At 65.4% G+C, this 15,768-nt stretch carries 12 protein-coding genes and 1 pseudogene; 9 read left to right on the top strand and 4 right to left on the bottom strand.

Annotated features, from left to right (window positions below; genetic code table 11):
- The 3 genes from OXK16_03305 to OXK16_03295 all read left to right on the top strand — a co-directional run bounded on the left by OXK16_03305 (position 1) and on the right by OXK16_03295 (position 5,893).
- On the top strand, positions 1 to 1,365 hold the full coding sequence (locus tag OXK16_03305; GenBank protein ID MDE0374975.1) for an FAD-dependent oxidoreductase: 1,365 nt from the start codon (positions 1 to 3) through the stop codon (positions 1,363 to 1,365).
- A gap of 150 nt (positions 1,366 to 1,515) precedes the next feature.
- Positions 1,516 to 3,993 carry an MMPL family transporter gene (locus OXK16_03300; GenBank protein MDE0374974.1) on the top strand — a complete coding sequence of 826 codons (2,478 nt, stop codon included), beginning with the start codon at positions 1,516 to 1,518 and terminating at the stop codon, positions 3,991 to 3,993.
- 211 nt (positions 3,994 to 4,204) lie between these two features.
- Complete coding sequence (locus tag OXK16_03295; protein MDE0374973.1) at positions 4,205 to 5,893, top strand: thiamine pyrophosphate-binding protein; 1,689 nt, start codon at positions 4,205 to 4,207, stop codon at positions 5,891 to 5,893.
- 22 nt (positions 5,894 to 5,915) lie between these two features.
- Here OXK16_03295 and pheA read toward each other — a convergent pair whose 3' ends face one another.
- Both pheA and OXK16_03285 read right to left on the bottom strand, forming a co-directional pair.
- The gene (gene pheA / locus OXK16_03290; protein ID MDE0374972.1) at positions 5,916 to 6,932 is read right to left on the bottom strand and encodes a prephenate dehydratase; all 1,017 of its coding nucleotides are present in this window, start codon (positions 6,930 to 6,932) and stop codon (positions 5,916 to 5,918) included.
- 47 nt (positions 6,933 to 6,979) lie between these two features.
- Positions 6,980 to 7,501: a TlpA family protein disulfide reductase gene (locus OXK16_03285; protein ID MDE0374971.1), complete on the bottom strand. Its 522-nt coding sequence runs from the start codon at positions 7,499 to 7,501 to the stop codon at positions 6,980 to 6,982.
- A 295-nt stretch (positions 7,502 to 7,796) separates the two neighbouring features.
- On the opposite strand from OXK16_03285, the gene OXK16_03280 reads away from it, so the two are divergent.
- Genes OXK16_03280 through OXK16_03270 form a run of 3 tightly spaced genes read left to right on the top strand, consistent with a single transcriptional unit; the run spans position 7,797 to position 10,434 of the window.
- Entirely contained in the window at positions 7,797 to 8,756 is a 960-nt protein-coding gene (locus tag OXK16_03280; GenBank protein ID MDE0374970.1) for a COX15/CtaA family protein, read from the top strand.
- Positions 8,756 to 9,655: a heme o synthase gene (locus OXK16_03275; GenBank protein ID MDE0374969.1), complete on the top strand. Its 900-nt coding sequence runs from the start codon at positions 8,756 to 8,758 to the stop codon at positions 9,653 to 9,655. The genes OXK16_03280 and OXK16_03275 overlap by 1 nt, the downstream gene beginning before the upstream one ends.
- 11 nt (positions 9,656 to 9,666) lie before the next feature.
- Positions 9,667 to 10,434, top strand: a complete 768-nt coding sequence (locus OXK16_03270) for a YbaY family lipoprotein (protein ID MDE0374968.1) — start codon at positions 9,667 to 9,669, stop codon at positions 10,432 to 10,434.
- An 18-nt stretch (positions 10,435 to 10,452) separates the two neighbouring features.
- Here OXK16_03270 and OXK16_03265 read toward each other — a convergent pair whose 3' ends face one another.
- The gene (locus OXK16_03265) at positions 10,453 to 10,764 is read right to left on the bottom strand and encodes a HigA family addiction module antitoxin (GenBank protein MDE0374967.1); all 312 of its coding nucleotides are present in this window, start codon (positions 10,762 to 10,764) and stop codon (positions 10,453 to 10,455) included.
- Positions 10,765 to 10,776: 12 nt separating this feature from the next.
- A pseudogene (locus OXK16_03260) lies at positions 10,777 to 10,986 on the bottom strand (type II toxin-antitoxin system RelE/ParE family toxin).
- A 350-nt stretch (positions 10,987 to 11,336) separates the two neighbouring features.
- Here OXK16_03260 and OXK16_03255 point away from each other — a divergent pair.
- The 3 genes from OXK16_03255 to OXK16_03245 all read left to right on the top strand — a co-directional run.
- The gene (locus OXK16_03255) at positions 11,337 to 12,533 is read left to right on the top strand and encodes an amidohydrolase family protein (protein ID MDE0374966.1); all 1,197 of its coding nucleotides are present in this window, start codon (positions 11,337 to 11,339) and stop codon (positions 12,531 to 12,533) included.
- Between the two features lie 112 nt (positions 12,534 to 12,645).
- Positions 12,646 to 14,685: a hydantoinase/oxoprolinase family protein gene (locus OXK16_03250; protein ID MDE0374965.1), complete on the top strand. Its 2,040-nt coding sequence runs from the start codon at positions 12,646 to 12,648 to the stop codon at positions 14,683 to 14,685.
- A partial coding sequence (locus OXK16_03245) for a hydantoinase B/oxoprolinase family protein (protein ID MDE0374964.1) occupies positions 14,678 to 15,768 on the top strand: 1,091 nt, incomplete at its 3' end. The genes OXK16_03250 and OXK16_03245, both read left to right, overlap by 8 nt.

Genomic DNA, 15,768 nt, shown 5'->3' with positions numbered 1-15,768 from the left:
ATGTCGAGGCGCATTGCAGTTGTTGGCGGGGGGATCTCCGGGCTGGGCGCTGCCTGGGGGTTGCATCAGCATCCTGACCGGTTCGACTTCAGGCTGTTCGAGGCCGGGGACCGGCTCGGGGGGAATGCGGTGACGGTAGAGATGCCCCAGGATGACGGAGCGTCGATCCCGTTCGATATCTCCGTGACCGCCTGCATCCCGTCGGTCTACCACCACATCGTGCTGCTGATGGAGCGATTCGGGATCGAGTTGGTCGATACCAGGTTCAGCTACAGCGTGAGATACCGTGGCGATGTCTACGCCCACGATTTCGACTCCGACATCAGACGGCAGCTCGGATCCGAGATCGAGAAGTTCCAACGGATCCTGAGGCGCCTGCATCGCTTCGGCCGCCTGAGCCGTTCCCGGTCGAAGTTGGCGAACGCTCTCAACCCGTTCAACTACATCAGCATGGGGACGGTGCTGAATATGGGTGGGTTCTCCGGGGACTTCCGGTACAAGATACTGAAGCCCATGTTCGTCAATTTCCTGATGGCGACCAATGTGTTCGATATGCCTGCGGCCCTGTTCTCGAGGTACCTCGAGTTCTTCGACATCGAATCGGCGACTCCCATGCAGACATGGGACCGAGGCACGCGACGGATCTATGAGCACCTGTCGGCCGAGTTCAGGGACAAGATCTATCTCAACCGGCCGGTCCGGAAGGTGTATCGCCAGGCATCCTGCGTCGTGATCGAGGATGAGGACGGTGTGAAAGAGACATTCGATGACGTGATTCTGGCGTGTAATGCCAACCAGACGATGATGATCCTCGACAAACCCACGATGCTGGAGCGCTACATCTTGTCGTCGATACGTTACGAGAGCGAACTCCACAACCACACGGTGGTGCACTCGGATTTCACGGTCCTGCCGGACAACGAAGTGAGGCCGCTGGAGACGCGGAGTAACCACATCGAACAATACGGCGCCAGGCCCGACAACTATGAAATAACGTACATCATGCACAACCAGCAGCCGTGGGCCAACCAGTCCGACAAACCCTGCCTTGTTACCTACAACCCGACCAGCCGGATCGATGAAAAGAAGATCGTAGGGAGGTGGTGGTTTCAACACATCGTGCACGACGTGCGCCAGGCCACACTGCTCATCTACCTGTTCCGCTTCATCCAGGGCAAGAGAAGAACCTGGCACTGTGGAGCCCACACGCTGATTAACAGCCAGGAGACCTGCTTCGTTAGCGGACTCGCAGCCGCGACCCAGATGGGCGCGGACTACCCCTTCGACGACCCGGAGGCAAAGCGCTCGTTCAACCACTACGGAAGCCTTATGCACGGCTGGCGATTCAAGAAGGCTAAGGGATGACACGATCGATGGCCGAGTCAGGTCACTGTTAGGATTCGTGGCGCTGACCCATGACTTCAAGGTGAATCCGGGTCTGGCTTTCAGCCCATGAAAGGGTCCGCTCTTAGGGGAAGTTGGGATGATTAGTAGCGACGTGATCCTTATTGAGCCATGAGCAAGGCACTCGATCGGCTGCGCCGGCTCGTGACCGGCTACCCATGGATCACCATCGCCGCCCTCCTCGTCGTCACCGTTGTCCTGGGCGCCGGCTCTGCACAGCGCGCGGAGCCGCCGGAGACCGCCGAGACCCTTCCCGACGGCAGCGCCGTCGCCCAGGCCTTGGACGAGATAGATGAGCTCTTCGGGGGCGAGGCCGAGGCGCACGTAGCCACGCTCATCTTCCGCGGGGAGGCGCTCACGCCCGAAGGGCTCTCCCAGATGGACAGCCTGATCGGAGAGATCGTCACCGATCCCAGCGTGAGGGACATGCTGGCGCCTCCCGATCCCGTTTTCGCGCCCTCGTTGCTGGTCAAGGCCGTGCTCCAGGTGGACGCCCTCGGGTCGGTCACGCAGGCGGAGATCGACTCCGTCCGCAACGTCCCGGGCATCGGGGAGGCACTCGACGCCATGACCGGACTGGACGCGAACGGGACTCCGATCGCCATCGCCACCATCAACCTGACTGACACCAACGACGAGCGTATCTACGCCGCCTCGCGGGTGGTCGACGAGTTGGCGGATGCGGACGAGGGCCCGCTGCGGGTGAGCAGCATCTCGCCCGTGGTCATAGAAGACGAGTACAAGAAGGCCACAGAGGAAGGGATGGCCCCGCTCGTGGGTGCGGCCTTCCTCTTGATTGCGGTGCTGATCCTGCTTTTCATGCGGACGGTCTCGGATCTCCTCCTGACGCTGGGAGGGCTCCTGCTGTCGATAATCTGGATCGTCGGCGCCGAGGGATGGCTCGGGCCCAACGCGCTGGGTCTGGTCGGTCCTCCCAATTCGCTCACCACGATGGTGCCGATCATCCTGATCGGCCTCACGGTGGACTACGCCATCCAGATCGTCTCGCACTACCGCGAGCAACGCCTCGCCGGCGAGGATGTCGCCGGGGCTGTCCAGATGGGACTGCGGCACGTCAGCCTGCCCCTCACGCTGGCCGCGGTCACCACGATCGTGAGCCTCTTAGTGAGCCTGTTCTCCCCGATCGGGATCGTCAACGACTTCGGCATCATCGCGGGGTTGGGCGTGGGGATGGCCCTCCTGGTGATGCTGACGCTTATTCCCGCCGGCCGGACGATCATCGATCGGAGGCGGGCGGCTCGCGGCAAGTTGAAGGAGCCCCGCCCGATAGCGACCGCCCTGCCCGGTGTCAGCCGGATGGCGGAGTTCCTGGGGAAAGGGGTGACCCGCAAGCCCACGCCCTACATAGTTGCCGTCATCGCGATCACGATCGGGCTCGGGTTCGCGGCCCGGGACCTCGAGTCGGAGTTCAGTATCCGCGACATCCTTCCCAGGGGTGGGGGGTTACTGGAGGATATGGAGGCGCTCGACGTGGCCATCGGCGGCTCGACGGAGATGGTCACCCTGCTCCTGAAGGCCGAGGCTACCGAGGCCCGCACGTTCATCGACCTTCATGACCTCACCACCGCCTTTGCGGACGAGACGCGCCGCCCCGGGGCAGCGGCAGGGCCGATCCAGGCGTCCTTCGACCTGATTGTGCACGACTGGATCAACGACAGCGGGCAGCCCGGCGACAAGTACGACCCGGAGCTCGCCGCCCTGTTCCAGCAGGCCTCCGCCGGAATCGAGCTCGATACGCCGCTGATGCAGGAGCTACTCGACCGGGTGGTGGCGGTCGATCCTGTCATGGGGCGCCTCCTGGTCAACAACCCGGACGGCGTCGACGCCATGCTGCTCCAGTTCCCGGCCTTCGCAGGCGACACCTCGCAGGCCAGGAACACCCAGCGGGAGATCGAGGACCTCTGGTTCGGTGACGACAGCGCGCTCACCGCCACCTCGTCCAGCATCATCTCGTTCACCGTCACCGACGCCATCACCGAGCAGCAGACGGAGGCCATCAGCACCACCATCGCGGTGGCGCTGACCGTCCTCGCCCTCTTCTTCTGGATGACGGTCCGCCAGCCCGCCCTGGGATTCGTGGCGGTGTTCCCGATAGTGCTGGTGCTCGTCTCGGTCCTGGGCACCATGGCGTTGCTGAACATCCCGTACACGCTCATCACGTCCATCATCACCGCGCTCTCGATCGGGATCGGGGTGGACTACACCATCCACATGATCCATCGCTACCGCGAGGAGTACGGGCACCACCGCAACCCTGAGAGGGCAGCCGTCCAGACGCTCTCGGTCACGGGATCGGCGCTGCTGGGCTCCGCCATGACTACGGCGCTCGGGCTCGGAGTGCTGGTGTTCTCCCCCCTGGCCGCATCCCAGCAGTTCGCCATCACGGCGGCTATCACGATCGCGTACTCGCTGATCGTCTCCATCGTGCTGGTGCCACCCGCCATGACCCTGTGGGGCGCCTACCAGAACATGCGACTCCGCTCGCGGACGCAGCGCTGGGCGGACGAACTCGACGAGGCGATCGATGCCATATACCGCCGCAACGAGGCCGCCGAGGAAACGTCCTAAACCAGCCGGCGGCCCCGGCAGTTGGCTCGCGCCTTCCTAGGCGATCCGGTTTGGTGCCCTTGCTCGCTGGACCGTGTTGTAGTGTGCCCGGTGTCTTGCTGAGAGTTGGAGAGCGTCTCGAGTGCGATGCTGCGTCGGACTCCGCTGTTCGCGGTCGATCCTGCGGAGCGAGCATGCTTGATCTGGGTGGAAGCCTGGTTGCGGTGTCGCGATGGTGAGACTGAGCGGCGGCGAAGCACTCGTTAAGTCCCTCGCGAACGAGGGTGTCGAGGTCGTGTTCGGCGTGCCGGGCATACAGATATACGGGATCGTCGCCGCGCTGCGGGACGAGCCGGGCATCCGGATGGTCACGACCCGCCACGAGCAGGCCACCACCTTCATGGCCGACGGTTATGCCCGCTCTTCGGGAAGGCCGGGGGTGGCCCTCGTGGTTCCGGGGGCGGGTCTCTACAACGCGGCGTCCGGATTGACCAACGCGTACGCGCGCTCCTCGCCGGTGCTCGTGATCGCCGGCCAGATCCCGCGCGGTGCCATCGGCAAGGGTGCCGGGGCCGTTCACGAGGTCATGGACCAGCCGGGCACGGTGCGCTCGGTTACCAAGTGGCAACGGCGGGTGCTCAGGCCCCGCGAAGTACCGGATGCGGTGTTCGAAGCGTTCAGGCAGATGCGTACGGGCCGACCGCGTCCGGTCCTGATCGAGATCCCGCCCGAGACCGGAGTGGAGCGGGAAGAGGTCCGGTTGCGGAACCCCGCCCGTATTCCCCGGATCGTGCCGAGCGCAGAAGACCTCCGGGAGGCCGCCCGTGTCATCGCCGCCTCTCGCACCCCGGTGATATTCGCCGGCGGCGGTGTGGCGCGCTCGAACGCGGAGGGCGCCCTGGCCGAGCTGGCGGAGGCCACCAACATACCGGTGGTGACATCCGGCGGAGGCAAGGGGACCATCCCGGACAGCCATGCATTGTCCTACGGCTCGTGCTTCAGCCCCAGGGGCGAGCGGCAGGAGATGAACCAGCTCTACGAGGTGATGCAGGCCGCTGACGTGGTCATAGGAATCGGCTCACGATTCTCGCTCGGCAATCCGGCCGGCGAGTCGTCCACTCTGGTGAACATCAACATCGACGACGGCGAACTCGCCAGGATCCAGTCCAATACCATCCCCCTGCACGGCGATGCCAGAGCCACCATCGATGCGCTGCTTCCTCTCCTGGTGGAGGCCGGCGCGGGCGAGCGCCCGTCACCGGCCGAGGCCGTCACGGCGGCCCGCCGCCTCATCGCCTACTACGACATCCGGCTCAAGGAACCCCAGTACGCCGTCCTGGAGGCGATGCAACGCGGCATCCCGGAGGAGGCGTTCGTGGTCTGGGACGTGACGCAGTTCGGCTTCTACGCCCGCACCCACTACCAGGTGAACCGGCCCAAGACGTACATCGACTCCGGCTACTCGTTCAACCTCGGCTACGCCTTCCCGACAGCCCTGGGCGTCAAGGTCGCGAAGCCGGACCGCCCCGTGGTGTGCGTGGCCGGAGACGGAGGCTTCATGTACAACTCCTCCGAGCTCGCCACGGCGGTCCAGTACGGTCTCGACGTGGTGGTGGTCGTCTTCAGGAACGACTCCTACGGCAACGTGGCCCGCGACTTGGAGGAGTCGTTCGGCGCAACCTACGGGACCGACCTGCACAACCCGGACTTCGTCAAGTTCGCGGAGTCATTCGGAGCGGTAGGGATGAGAGCGGACGACCCCCACGATCTCGAGACAATGATCCCGCTTGCCCTGGAACGCGAAACGCCGGTGGTCATCGACGTGCCCTTCGGCACCATGCGGATACCGGCGGCCCCGCTGGCCGCGCATGCCAGCACACTGCCCTGGACGCGGCCTCAGAAGGGTCTGATCGAGTCCTGAGCCCGGACGCCCCGACTCGTCCTCAGACTACTTTGGAGCGCACTTCGGCCAGCCACGCATCGGCCTCGTCGCGGCTCGTCTGGTCGGGCACGCCCGCCAGGACCAGGTAACCCTCATCGTCCACGTAGGAGGCATCCACGTCCTCGCGCAATGCTGGGTTGGCCGGACCGTCGACCGGGCTGACCGAGTCCGCCGGGTAGGAGCCGAGGAACTTGACGCTGGCCGCCCTCATCTGGAGGTTGCGTAGCGCATCGCCCAGCTTCTCGTCCATTACGTGACCCTCGCAGTCGATGAGGAAGCAGTAGCTCCCGAGGCTGGCCTTGGTGGGACGGCTCTGCAGGCTGGTGATGTTGATTGACCGGGCCACGAATTCGCCCAGGATCCCCACCAGCGACCCCGGTGCGTCGGCGCGCTGATACACGACCAGGCTGGTCTTGTCCCGGCCGGTCGGCGCGGGGACGGTGTCGCGGCCCACCAGCAGGAAGCGCGTCTGGTTGCCGGACCGATCCTCTATACCCGCCTCGAGAACCTCCAAGCCGTAGACCTCGGCGGCTCTCTGGGGAGCGATCACCACCGTGTCCGTGTCCCCCCGGGCGACCAGGTCACGGGCCGCGCCGGCCGTCGAGTTGGCCGCCACCATTACCGCGCCGGGTAATCGCCGTGTGATGAACCGGCTGCACTGTGCCGAGGCGAGGGGGTAGGAGAGGATGTAATTGACATTCCGCAGTTCTGTGCCGGGAAGCGCCATCAGCGCGAGGCTGACATCCATTATCACCTCGTCCTGGATCAACAGGCCGGTTCCGAAGGCCAGGGTGTCGATGCTGGAGGTGACGGCCCCCTCGATCATGTTCTCGATCGGGACGAACCCGACATCCACCACGCCGGACTCCACGGACTTCAGGACTTGCAGCATCGAGTTGAACGGTTGCCGGCGCATGGCGGCCAGGTACTTCCGGGTGACCAGCGCCTCCTCGGTGAAAGTGCCGGCGGGTCCGAGGAAGCCGAGGGAGCGTGAACTCGTGCCAGATGTTTGAATCACGGTCCGCGAACTCTACCCCGACCTCGGTAGCGTTCCGAACCTCGGGGCTACGCGTTTCCCGTGTCGGGCTCGCATTCGTCCGCCGCTACTGGCCGGGGCTCGTCGATGAGACGGGCGAGGGTCGCGCCGACGATGAGGTCGTCTACCTGGCCGAACGCGTTGAGACGGACGCGTCCGGCCCGGTCGATGGCAACCAGGCTCGGGGTTCCCCGCAGCTGGAACCGGCTCATCGTGATGGGCAGAGCCGACCCGGGATCGTGGGCATCGACACCGACCGGGAAGGTGAGGCGGTACTCGTAGAGGAACGCCTCGAGAGAGACCGGCGTCATGGCCTCGTGATGCTCGAACACGCAGTGGAGCCCGAGGAGGGTGACATCGTCGCCGAAGGCGTGCTGGATACGCTTGGCCTGTGGCAGTCCGTGGGAGACACAACCCGGACAGAGCATCTGGAACGCCTCGATGACCACGACCTCGCCCAGCAGGTCGGCCAGGGTCGGATTGGCGGCGGTATTGAACCAGCGGGTAACCGCCAACTCGGGCGCGGCGGGAAACGCCGATCGCGGGCTCACCACAGATGCCGATCAGGTCGGCCGATGACGGTGAGTACCTCCATTTGGCAACTATATAGGGGCCCTATGTCCTGGTCGGGTCCCTGAACCGCTCGGGTCCGTGAGGACGATACGTCCAGCCTGCGGCGTGGCGGAGCGACCGCTCCGGCAGGCGGTCCTCGGCGACCGGTCCATCACGCAGGACGGACTAGAATCGGAGGGGATCCGATCCGGTAGCTTCCGGGAGCCTCCTTGCAACCGCGAATTCAGGATGGCGCAGAGGGAATCCCTATTCGAATCTCGGAGCGGATCAGCCATGCCACATGTCGCCGCGGGTACACGAGCGGGCCGGGCCAGATACAGAACGGTGACGCTGGCAAGCCTGGTGGCGGCGATCGCTCAGGTCGCTCTGGGAGGGGTCGTCCGGGTGACCGGTTCCGGGGACGCATGCCCGGATTGGCCGCTCTGTCACGGGCAGATAATCCCGCCCTTCGACTACCACATCTGGCTCGAGTTCACCCACCGCCTGGCAGCGACCGCCGTGGGGGTCCTGGTGGTGGCTTCGCTCGTCCTGGCTTGGCGACACTTGCGGACGTCGAAACCCGCCATCGTGGCCACGGCCTCGAGCACGGCACTGGTGGTGGCGGCGGCGATCCTCGGTGGCCTCACCGTACTGAGCGAACTCTCCTGGTGGACGCGCCTGATCCACCTGGGGCTGGCCGAGTTGACCGTGGCCGGCCTCGCCGTCGCCTGGCTGGCCGGTCCGCCCGATGATCGATCCGATCGTCCGCGGGACCTCGATACCGCGGCTTCCAGGCGGGATCGGAGGCTGGCATGGGCCGGTTTGAGCGGCCTGCTGGCAACCATCCTCTTCGGGTCCTACATGGTGGGGATGAACTACGGCGCCGCCTGTCCGAGCTGGCCGCTCTGCGTCGGCACCAGCATCCCCGGAGGCACGCCGTTCGTCATCAACATGACCCATCGATACATGGTGGCCATCGTGGCCGTGCTCGTGATACGTACCTGCTACGTGGCTTGGAAACAGGGCGCGGCGCGGGGCCAGCTCCGCTGGCTGGCCGCCCTCACGGCCGGGTTCCTGGTGATCGAGATCGGGGTAGGGGCGCTGACGGCATGGATGGGTTCGACCCCTCTCATAGCATCCCTGCATCTGGTCTTCGCGACGATGTCCTGGGTGTCGATGGTGCTGATGGTCGCGGTCCAGTTCGATCCCGGAACCTTCCGGGTGAGGTCCCGGTACCCGGGGGGCGCCGGTTGATGCCGGCTCCGGGCACTCGCGCATCCAGGGTGGTGAGCGACTACATCGCGCTCACCAAGCCCCAGATCACGGCCCTGCTGCTGATCACGGCCGTGGGGAGCATTTTCCTGGCCGCCGAGGGCCGGCCCGATCCCCTCGTAGTCGTCTTCGTCGTCCTCTCCGGCTACCTGGCGGCCGGCGGAGCCAACGCTCTCAACCACGGCGCCGAACGCGACATAGACCAAAAGATGGTCCGTACCAGCACCCGCCCCGTAGCCGGCGGGAGGGTCTCCAAATGGCAGGCCTACGGCTTCGGAATCCTTCTCAACCTGGGCGCCTTCGTGATCCTGGCTGCCTTCGTGAACGTCCTCAGCGGCCTGCTCGCCATGGTCGGCACCCTTTTCTACCTGTTCGTGTACACCAAGGGCCTCAAGCGGACGACGCCCCAGAACATCGTCATCGGCGGCGCCGCCGGCGCGGTCCCACCCCTGGTCGGCTGGGCGGCGGTGACCGGGACGGTCGAGCTACCGGCGGTCTACCTGTTCGCCATCATCTTCCTGTGGACGCCGCCGCACTTCTGGGCCCTGGCCCTGCTGATCAAGGACGACTACGCCCGCGCCGGGATCCCGATGCTGCCGGTGGTCGCCACGCTGGCTGCGACCAAGCGCCAGATCCTGGCCTACACCGTGGTGCTGGTGGTGCTCTCCGCGACGTTCGTCGCCACGGGCGCGGTCGGTTGGCTCTACCTGGTCGGCGCCGTCGCCCTCGGCACGGGCTTCATCGTCCTGGCAGTCCGCCTGGCACGCGGTGAGGGAACCGAGGGTGCTAGAGCTCTGTACCTGTTCTCACTCCTGTATCTGGCCCTGCTCTTCGGCGCCGTAGGAGTCGATTCGCTGGTGACCCGGTGGCTCATCGTTTAGCGCGTCCATTCATGATGGCGGTCGCGGTCACGGCCCTTGCGGCGACGGTTGCCTGCGCGCCGCAGGGGTCTTCGGGATCCATCTCCGGCGAGGTGCGCTTCGCCCGCGAGGTCGAGCTGCCCGAGGGCGCGGTCATCACCGTCCGACTGCTGGACATCACGCTGGCCGATGCCCCCTCCGTGGAACTGGGGCTCGATGTCATCGAGAACGCCGACCGCCTCCCGGCCCGCTTCCGCATCGATTACGACCGCGACCTGATCGTCAGCGGCAACGAGTACTCGCTGAGCGCCGACGTCAGACTCGGCGATGACCTCTTGTACGTCAACGACACCGTCCACCTCGTGCTGACCGGGGGCGCTCCGGCGAACTCCGATGTCGTGGTCATCTCCACCAACCCCTTTGACACCTGCATCGAGCCCCTGCCGGGACAGATTCACTCCGGGCCGGCTGCTGAGGACCTGCCCCGCGATGCCATGCTCCACGTTCGGCTGATCGACGTCACCGATCCCGCAACTCCGCTCCTGGTCAGCGAGACCATCCGGGGCGACCTCGACGGGTTCCCTATCGAGTTCTCACTCCCCCACGAAGGCGTGCAGATCAGCCGCCACAGCAGGTACGAGCTGGAGGCCGAGATCGTTGCCGGCGACGAGATCCTCTACCACATCCCCGGAAGCGAGTGGCGCCGCACATGGCTCCCGCACTGCCCGAATGCCGACCTGCTGCTCGTCAACGACGTGTTCCCGGTCAGCGAGTTTCCCGAACCCGGTTCTACGCCCTGAGTCCAGCGGGGAGGGTGGTTAAACAGCGCGAGCGGCAGGGTGAACGACTACGCCGGCAAGCCGTTCTGCTAGGCGGTCTCGGGTGACCTCGAGATCGTATTGGGCCTGTAGTCCCATCCAGAAGCCCGGAGAGTTCCCGAAGAAGCACCCCAGCAGCAAGGCCGTCTCCGCGGTTATCGACCGCTGGCCGTGAACGATGGAATGAATACGCCTCGGATCCACACCTATGCACTTCGCCAGTCGATACTGAGTGATGTTCATAGGGCCGAGGAACTCCTCGTTGAGAACCTCGCCGGGGTGGATGGGCGGTAGCTTCGCCTCGGTGCTCATCGTTCCTCCACGTCAGTGGTAGTCCACTATCTCGACTTCGTATGCGTTTCCCTCACTCCAGACGAAGCAGATCCGCCACCGGTCGTTGATCCGAATGCTGTGCTGCCCATCGCGGTCTCCGGACAGTGCCTCCAACCTATCCCCCGGCGGCACCCGTAGATCGTTGATGTTGGTGGCGTTGTTCAGGATCATCAGCTTCCTCTGTGCTCGACGCTGGATATCCTCGGTAGTCTGCGGACACGCCGGCGTTCGGCAACCGCCCGTGCGTCCTTGTCCCGGTAGCTCCGAATCACCACGGGATAATAGTACGCTCCGCTATTAGTGGCGAGTGCTAACCCATAGAGTGAACGCGATCTGCAGCCCACGCGACTTCGGGAGAATCATCGGGACCAACCCGATCGATCTGGCTTCGAGTTCGCTCCCAACCTGAGTAGCGACACGACAGAGTTCCGTCAGGCAGCCGTATCTTGAGTAAGTTGAACGGTTATGGCTGCATTCCAGGCCGGGACGAAATGTTCCAACTGCCTCACACGAGTTGAGCAGATCGCGTGCCCTGCTTGTGCGAGGCTCAGTTGACCGCCGACCTGCTGTCGGTCATCGATGGTCTGGTGTTCGACGGCGTGGGTCCCGAGCCGGTCGAATGCCCGATCCATACGGAGGCGGGACGGATCGTCAGCCTGGAGGGCCCGCCTCCGGGTGGGGCCCGGGTAATCAACGCCAAGGGTCGACTGGTCACTCCCGGCCTCATCGACGCACACTTGCACGCCTACACGGTGAGCGTCGACCTGCTGGAGAACGAGGCGTTGCCGATGAGTTATGTGGCCACCAAGGCTGCTCGACGCCTCGAAGGCGCCCTGCGCCGGGGCTTCACCACCGTCCGGGACGTGGCGGGGGGTGACATCGGCCTTCGCATGGCCATCGAGGACGGACTCATCGATGGCCCCCGCTACTTCTTCACCGGTCCCGGCCTCACCCAGACCGGAGGGCACGGCGATGCCCGTCCCGGTCACCTTGCCATCGAGGTCCTTGGGCATCATGCCGGGGAGATCGTGGATGGGGTCGACAAGCTGAGACGGGTGGTGCGGGAACGGTTCCGGACCGGTGCCCACGCCATCAAGATCTTCACCTCCGGGGGCGTGGCCTCACCTACAGATCCGCTCCGTAGCAGGCAGTACTCCGCTGAAGAGGTGCGGGCCGTCTGTGACGAGGCATCCCGGCGGGACTCCTACGTAGCCGCCCACGCCTACTCCCCCGAGGCGATCGCCCACTCGGTGACGAACGGCGTGCGGACCATTGAACACGGAAACCTCCTCGACCGGCAGACAGCGGAGCTCATGGCGGAACGCGGCGCCTATCTGGTTCCCACCCTGATCGCCTACGACGCCATGGGACGCCGCGGCCCCGGCCTCGGCCTTTCTCCGGTCTCCGAGCGCAAGAACCGGGAGGTACTGGAAGCGGGCCTGTCGTCGATCGGCATCGCCCGCCGGGCCGGAGTACGCATCGGTCTCGGAACCGACCTGGTGGGCGACTTGGAGGACGAACAGCTCCTCGAATTCAGGAACCGGTGCGAAGTGGATACGGTAGGCGACGTCCTCCGCTCCGCCACCTCGGTCAACGCATCCATCCTGCGGCGACCGGACCTGGGGGTGATCCGGGAGGGCGCCGTCGCCGATCTGGTAGTCCTGGCAGGCAACCCCTTCGAGCGGACCGACGTGCTCTGGTCACCGGACCGGCTGGTCATCCGATCGGGAGAGGTAGTGGAACCATGATGCGCACCTTCATCGACCTGCCGCTCGCCGGAGGAATGACGGGAGCCCGCTTCCGGATCGCTCGCCTGGCTACCTCCCCCGGTGACAAGGCCGACCACGGCGAGGAAGGCCGGTGAGCACCAACCGCCTCGCTATCGACGTGGGGGGCACGTTCACGGACGTGGTGAGTCTCGACGGCAGCGGAGAGATCCGGTTCGAGAAGGTACCCACCACGCCGCAGGACCCGAGCCAGGGGGTCATCGACTCCATCGCCCGGGTCGACGCAGCGCTTGACCGCACATCCCTGTTCACCCACGGCACCACTCTGGCCCTTAACGCGCTCCTGACTCGCTCCGGCTCCCGAACCGCCGTGGTGGCCACCGCGGGGTTCCGGGACGTATACCTGCTGGGGCGGACCTCCCGGGAGGGGAACTACGACATCCTCTACCGGACCCCTCCCCGTCTGGTGGAACGGTGCGACACCTTCGAGGTGACGGAGCGCCTCATGTTCGACGGCTCCGTCCGCACCGAATTCGATGAAGCCGACGCCCGCCGGATCGCCGCGCTCATAAGGGACGGTGGCTACGACTCAGTGGCCGTGGCCTTCCTGCACTCCTACGCCAACCCTGCCCATGAAGTGGCGATGCGGGAGGTTCTGGCAGAGGTCGTCCCCGAAGTGGAGGTGTCGATCTCGTCGGATCTCTCCCGCGAGTACAGGGAGTACGAACGGACCAGCACGGCAGTCCTCGACGCCTACATCAAGCCGATCGTGCGGACCTACCTGTACGACCTGGGCGCAGAACTGGCGTCCGGAGGTTTCGGAGGCCGGTTCCTGATGATGCGGTCGGGCGGCGGGGCTATGACGGCGTCTTCCGCCCGGGAAAACCCTGTGAACCTGATCCTGTCGGGACCGGCCGGAGGGGTGATCGGGGCGGCGGGTTTCGCCCGGATGATCGGGGAACCCAACCTCGTCACGGTCGATATGGGGGGCACGAGCCTGGATGCGTCGCTCATTATCGATGGACAACCCGTGATGCACCAGGGCGCCGAGTTCGAGAGCCTGCCCATAAACATCTCTTCGCTTTACATCCACACGATCGGTGCCGGTGGAGGCTCGATCGCCTGGACCGACGAAGCGGGAGGGCTCCAGGTGGGACCGCACAGCGCCGGCGCAGACCCGGGGCCGGCTTCGTACGGATCCGGCGGAAGCGAAGCCACCTTCACCGACGCCGCCCTCGTAGTGGGCTATCTCGGCCAGGAGACCCCGCTGGGAGGAACCCTGACCCTCGACAAGGACCTGGCCCGGGGCGCATTGGAACCGCTCGCCGAGCGCATGGGCATAACAGTGGAGGAACTCGCCCTCGGCGTGGTCCGGATCTCGGCGGTCAAGGTCATGGGAGCGGTGCGCTCGATCACCGTCGAGTTGGGCCGCGACCCGAAGGACTTCGCCCTGCTGGCGTTCGGCGGCGCCGGTGGGATAGTGGCGGTCGACGTGGCCCGAGAGTTGGGTATGAGCACTGTCATCATCCCGCCGGGCCAGGGCGCCTTCTCCGCGCTGGGAATGCTGATGGCGGACGTCCAGCACGACTTCGCGCAGACCACCATAGTGCCGCTCGAGTCTCTCGACGCCGGTCGGCTGGAAAGCTCCTACGCCGAGATGTCGGCCCGAGCAGTAGATACGCTTCGGTCGGAGGGCTTTGCGGTCGAGAGGCAGGTGTTGGCGCGCTCGGTCGACGTCAGGTACTCCGGCCAGGAACATCCGGTGTCGATCACCCTCCCGGCCGGGACAGCGGACCCGATCGCGTACCTGGGACAGCGGTTCACCGAACTCCACCGGCGCCAGTACGGCCATACCATGACCGATCCGGTCGAGGTCACGACGCTGCGCCTGAACGCCACCGGAACGGTGGACCAACCTAGCTTCCCAACAATTCCCCGCCGGGAGGCCGGGCTGCCCGAGCCGTTTGCGACCCGGCCGGTTCTGGACGCCGGGGGTGCCCACCGGAACCCCGCCGGGGTGTACAGGAGGGAGGACCTCCGCTGTGATGACGAGATCGCCGGACCGGCGGTGATAGTCGAGCACACCGCCACCACCGTCATCCATCCGGGCGACCATCTGGTGGTGGGGGAGCATGGCGAACTCGTGATAACGCTGGGGGCTACCGATGGTTGACGCCATAACGACCGAGATCATCCGTCACGGCCTTCTCTCGGCCTGCGAGGAGATGGCCCGGAACCTCTGCCGGACGTCCTACAACACGGTCGTCTACGAAACCCACGACTACGGGGTGGGACTGCACGATGTGAACGGAGACATCGCTGCCGACGCTCCGGGCATCGCCGTGTTCACCCGCGGCAACGACTACGGCATCAAGCGGTCGATCGAGTTCCTGGGAACGGACTCGATGAAGCCCGGGGACGTGTTCATAAACAACTACCCGTACTGGTCGTCGGCCCACACGCTCGACCCGCTCGTGTTCGCTCCGATCCACGTCGACGGGCGCCTGGTCGGGTTCGCGTCCTGCCGGTGCCACGTGCTCGACCTCATGCAGAAGGATCCGGGATACGTGCTCGACTCCACTGACATGTACCAGGAGGGGATCTTCTTCCCGGTCGTCAAGCTGTACAGCGAAGGCGAGATCAACGAGGACATATTCAACATCGTGCGCTTCAACAGCCGGCTGCCCAGCCACACGATCGGGGACTTGCAGGCCCAGGTGTCGGCCGTCGTTACCGGGGTGAGACGGACCCGTGAGATCGCCGACAAGTTCGGGGCCGAGACCCTCACCGCAGCTCTGGACGCCATCAACGTCCACGGCGAGCGCCTGGCGCTGGCGGCCCTGCGGCGAATGCCCAAAGGCACGTGGAGCGCCGAGGACTACATGGACCACGACGGGGTGGATCTCGACAGACCGATAAAGATGGCCGTGACCATCACCATCACCGACGACGAGATGATCGTCGACTGGACGGGGAGCGACGAAGGGGTGCGCGGTCCGATCAACCTACCGCGGGGCTTGACCGAGGCGTTCAACTGCCTGATCTTCAAGGCTCTCACCACTCCCGAATGGCCGGTCACTGCCGGCAACTTCCGCCCGTTGCGGGTGATCACCAAGGAGGGATCGGTGATGCACGCCGTTCCACCCATGCCCACCTTCACCCTGTGGGGTGGATTGCTGGGCGGCGAGGTGATGCTGAAGGCCCTGGCACAGGGGATGCCCGACCGGGTGCCCGCCTGTTCCGGGGGCGACGTGTG

The organism is bacterium (genome assembly GCA_028821235.1).
Taxonomy (GTDB): Bacteria; Actinomycetota; Acidimicrobiia; order Spongiisociales; family Spongiisociaceae; genus Spongiisocius.
The sequence above is the reverse complement of the archived record's forward strand: the minus strand, read 5'-3'. Positions and strand labels throughout refer to the sequence as shown.

What these genes read in the sequence shown, in the direction of transcription:
- OXK16_03305 (MDE0374975.1), top strand. Translation starts at nt 1, where the DNA reads ATGTCGAGGCGCATTGCAGTTGTTGGCGGGGGGATCTCCGGGCTGGGC.
- OXK16_03300 (MDE0374974.1), top strand. Translation starts at nt 1,516, where the DNA reads ATGAGCAAGGCACTCGATCGGCTGCGCCGGCTCGTGACCGGCTACCCA.
- OXK16_03295 (MDE0374973.1), top strand. Translation starts at nt 4,205, where the DNA reads ATGGTGAGACTGAGCGGCGGCGAAGCACTCGTTAAGTCCCTCGCGAAC.
- OXK16_03280 (MDE0374970.1), top strand. Translation starts at nt 7,797, where the DNA reads ATGCCACATGTCGCCGCGGGTACACGAGCGGGCCGGGCCAGATACAGA.
- OXK16_03275 (MDE0374969.1), top strand. Translation starts at nt 8,756, where the DNA reads ATGCCGGCTCCGGGCACTCGCGCATCCAGGGTGGTGAGCGACTACATC.
- OXK16_03270 (MDE0374968.1), top strand. Translation starts at nt 9,667, where the DNA reads ATGATGGCGGTCGCGGTCACGGCCCTTGCGGCGACGGTTGCCTGCGCG.
- OXK16_03265 (MDE0374967.1), bottom strand. Translation starts at nt 10,764, where the DNA reads ATGAGCACCGAGGCGAAGCTACCGCCCATCCACCCCGGCGAGGTTCTC.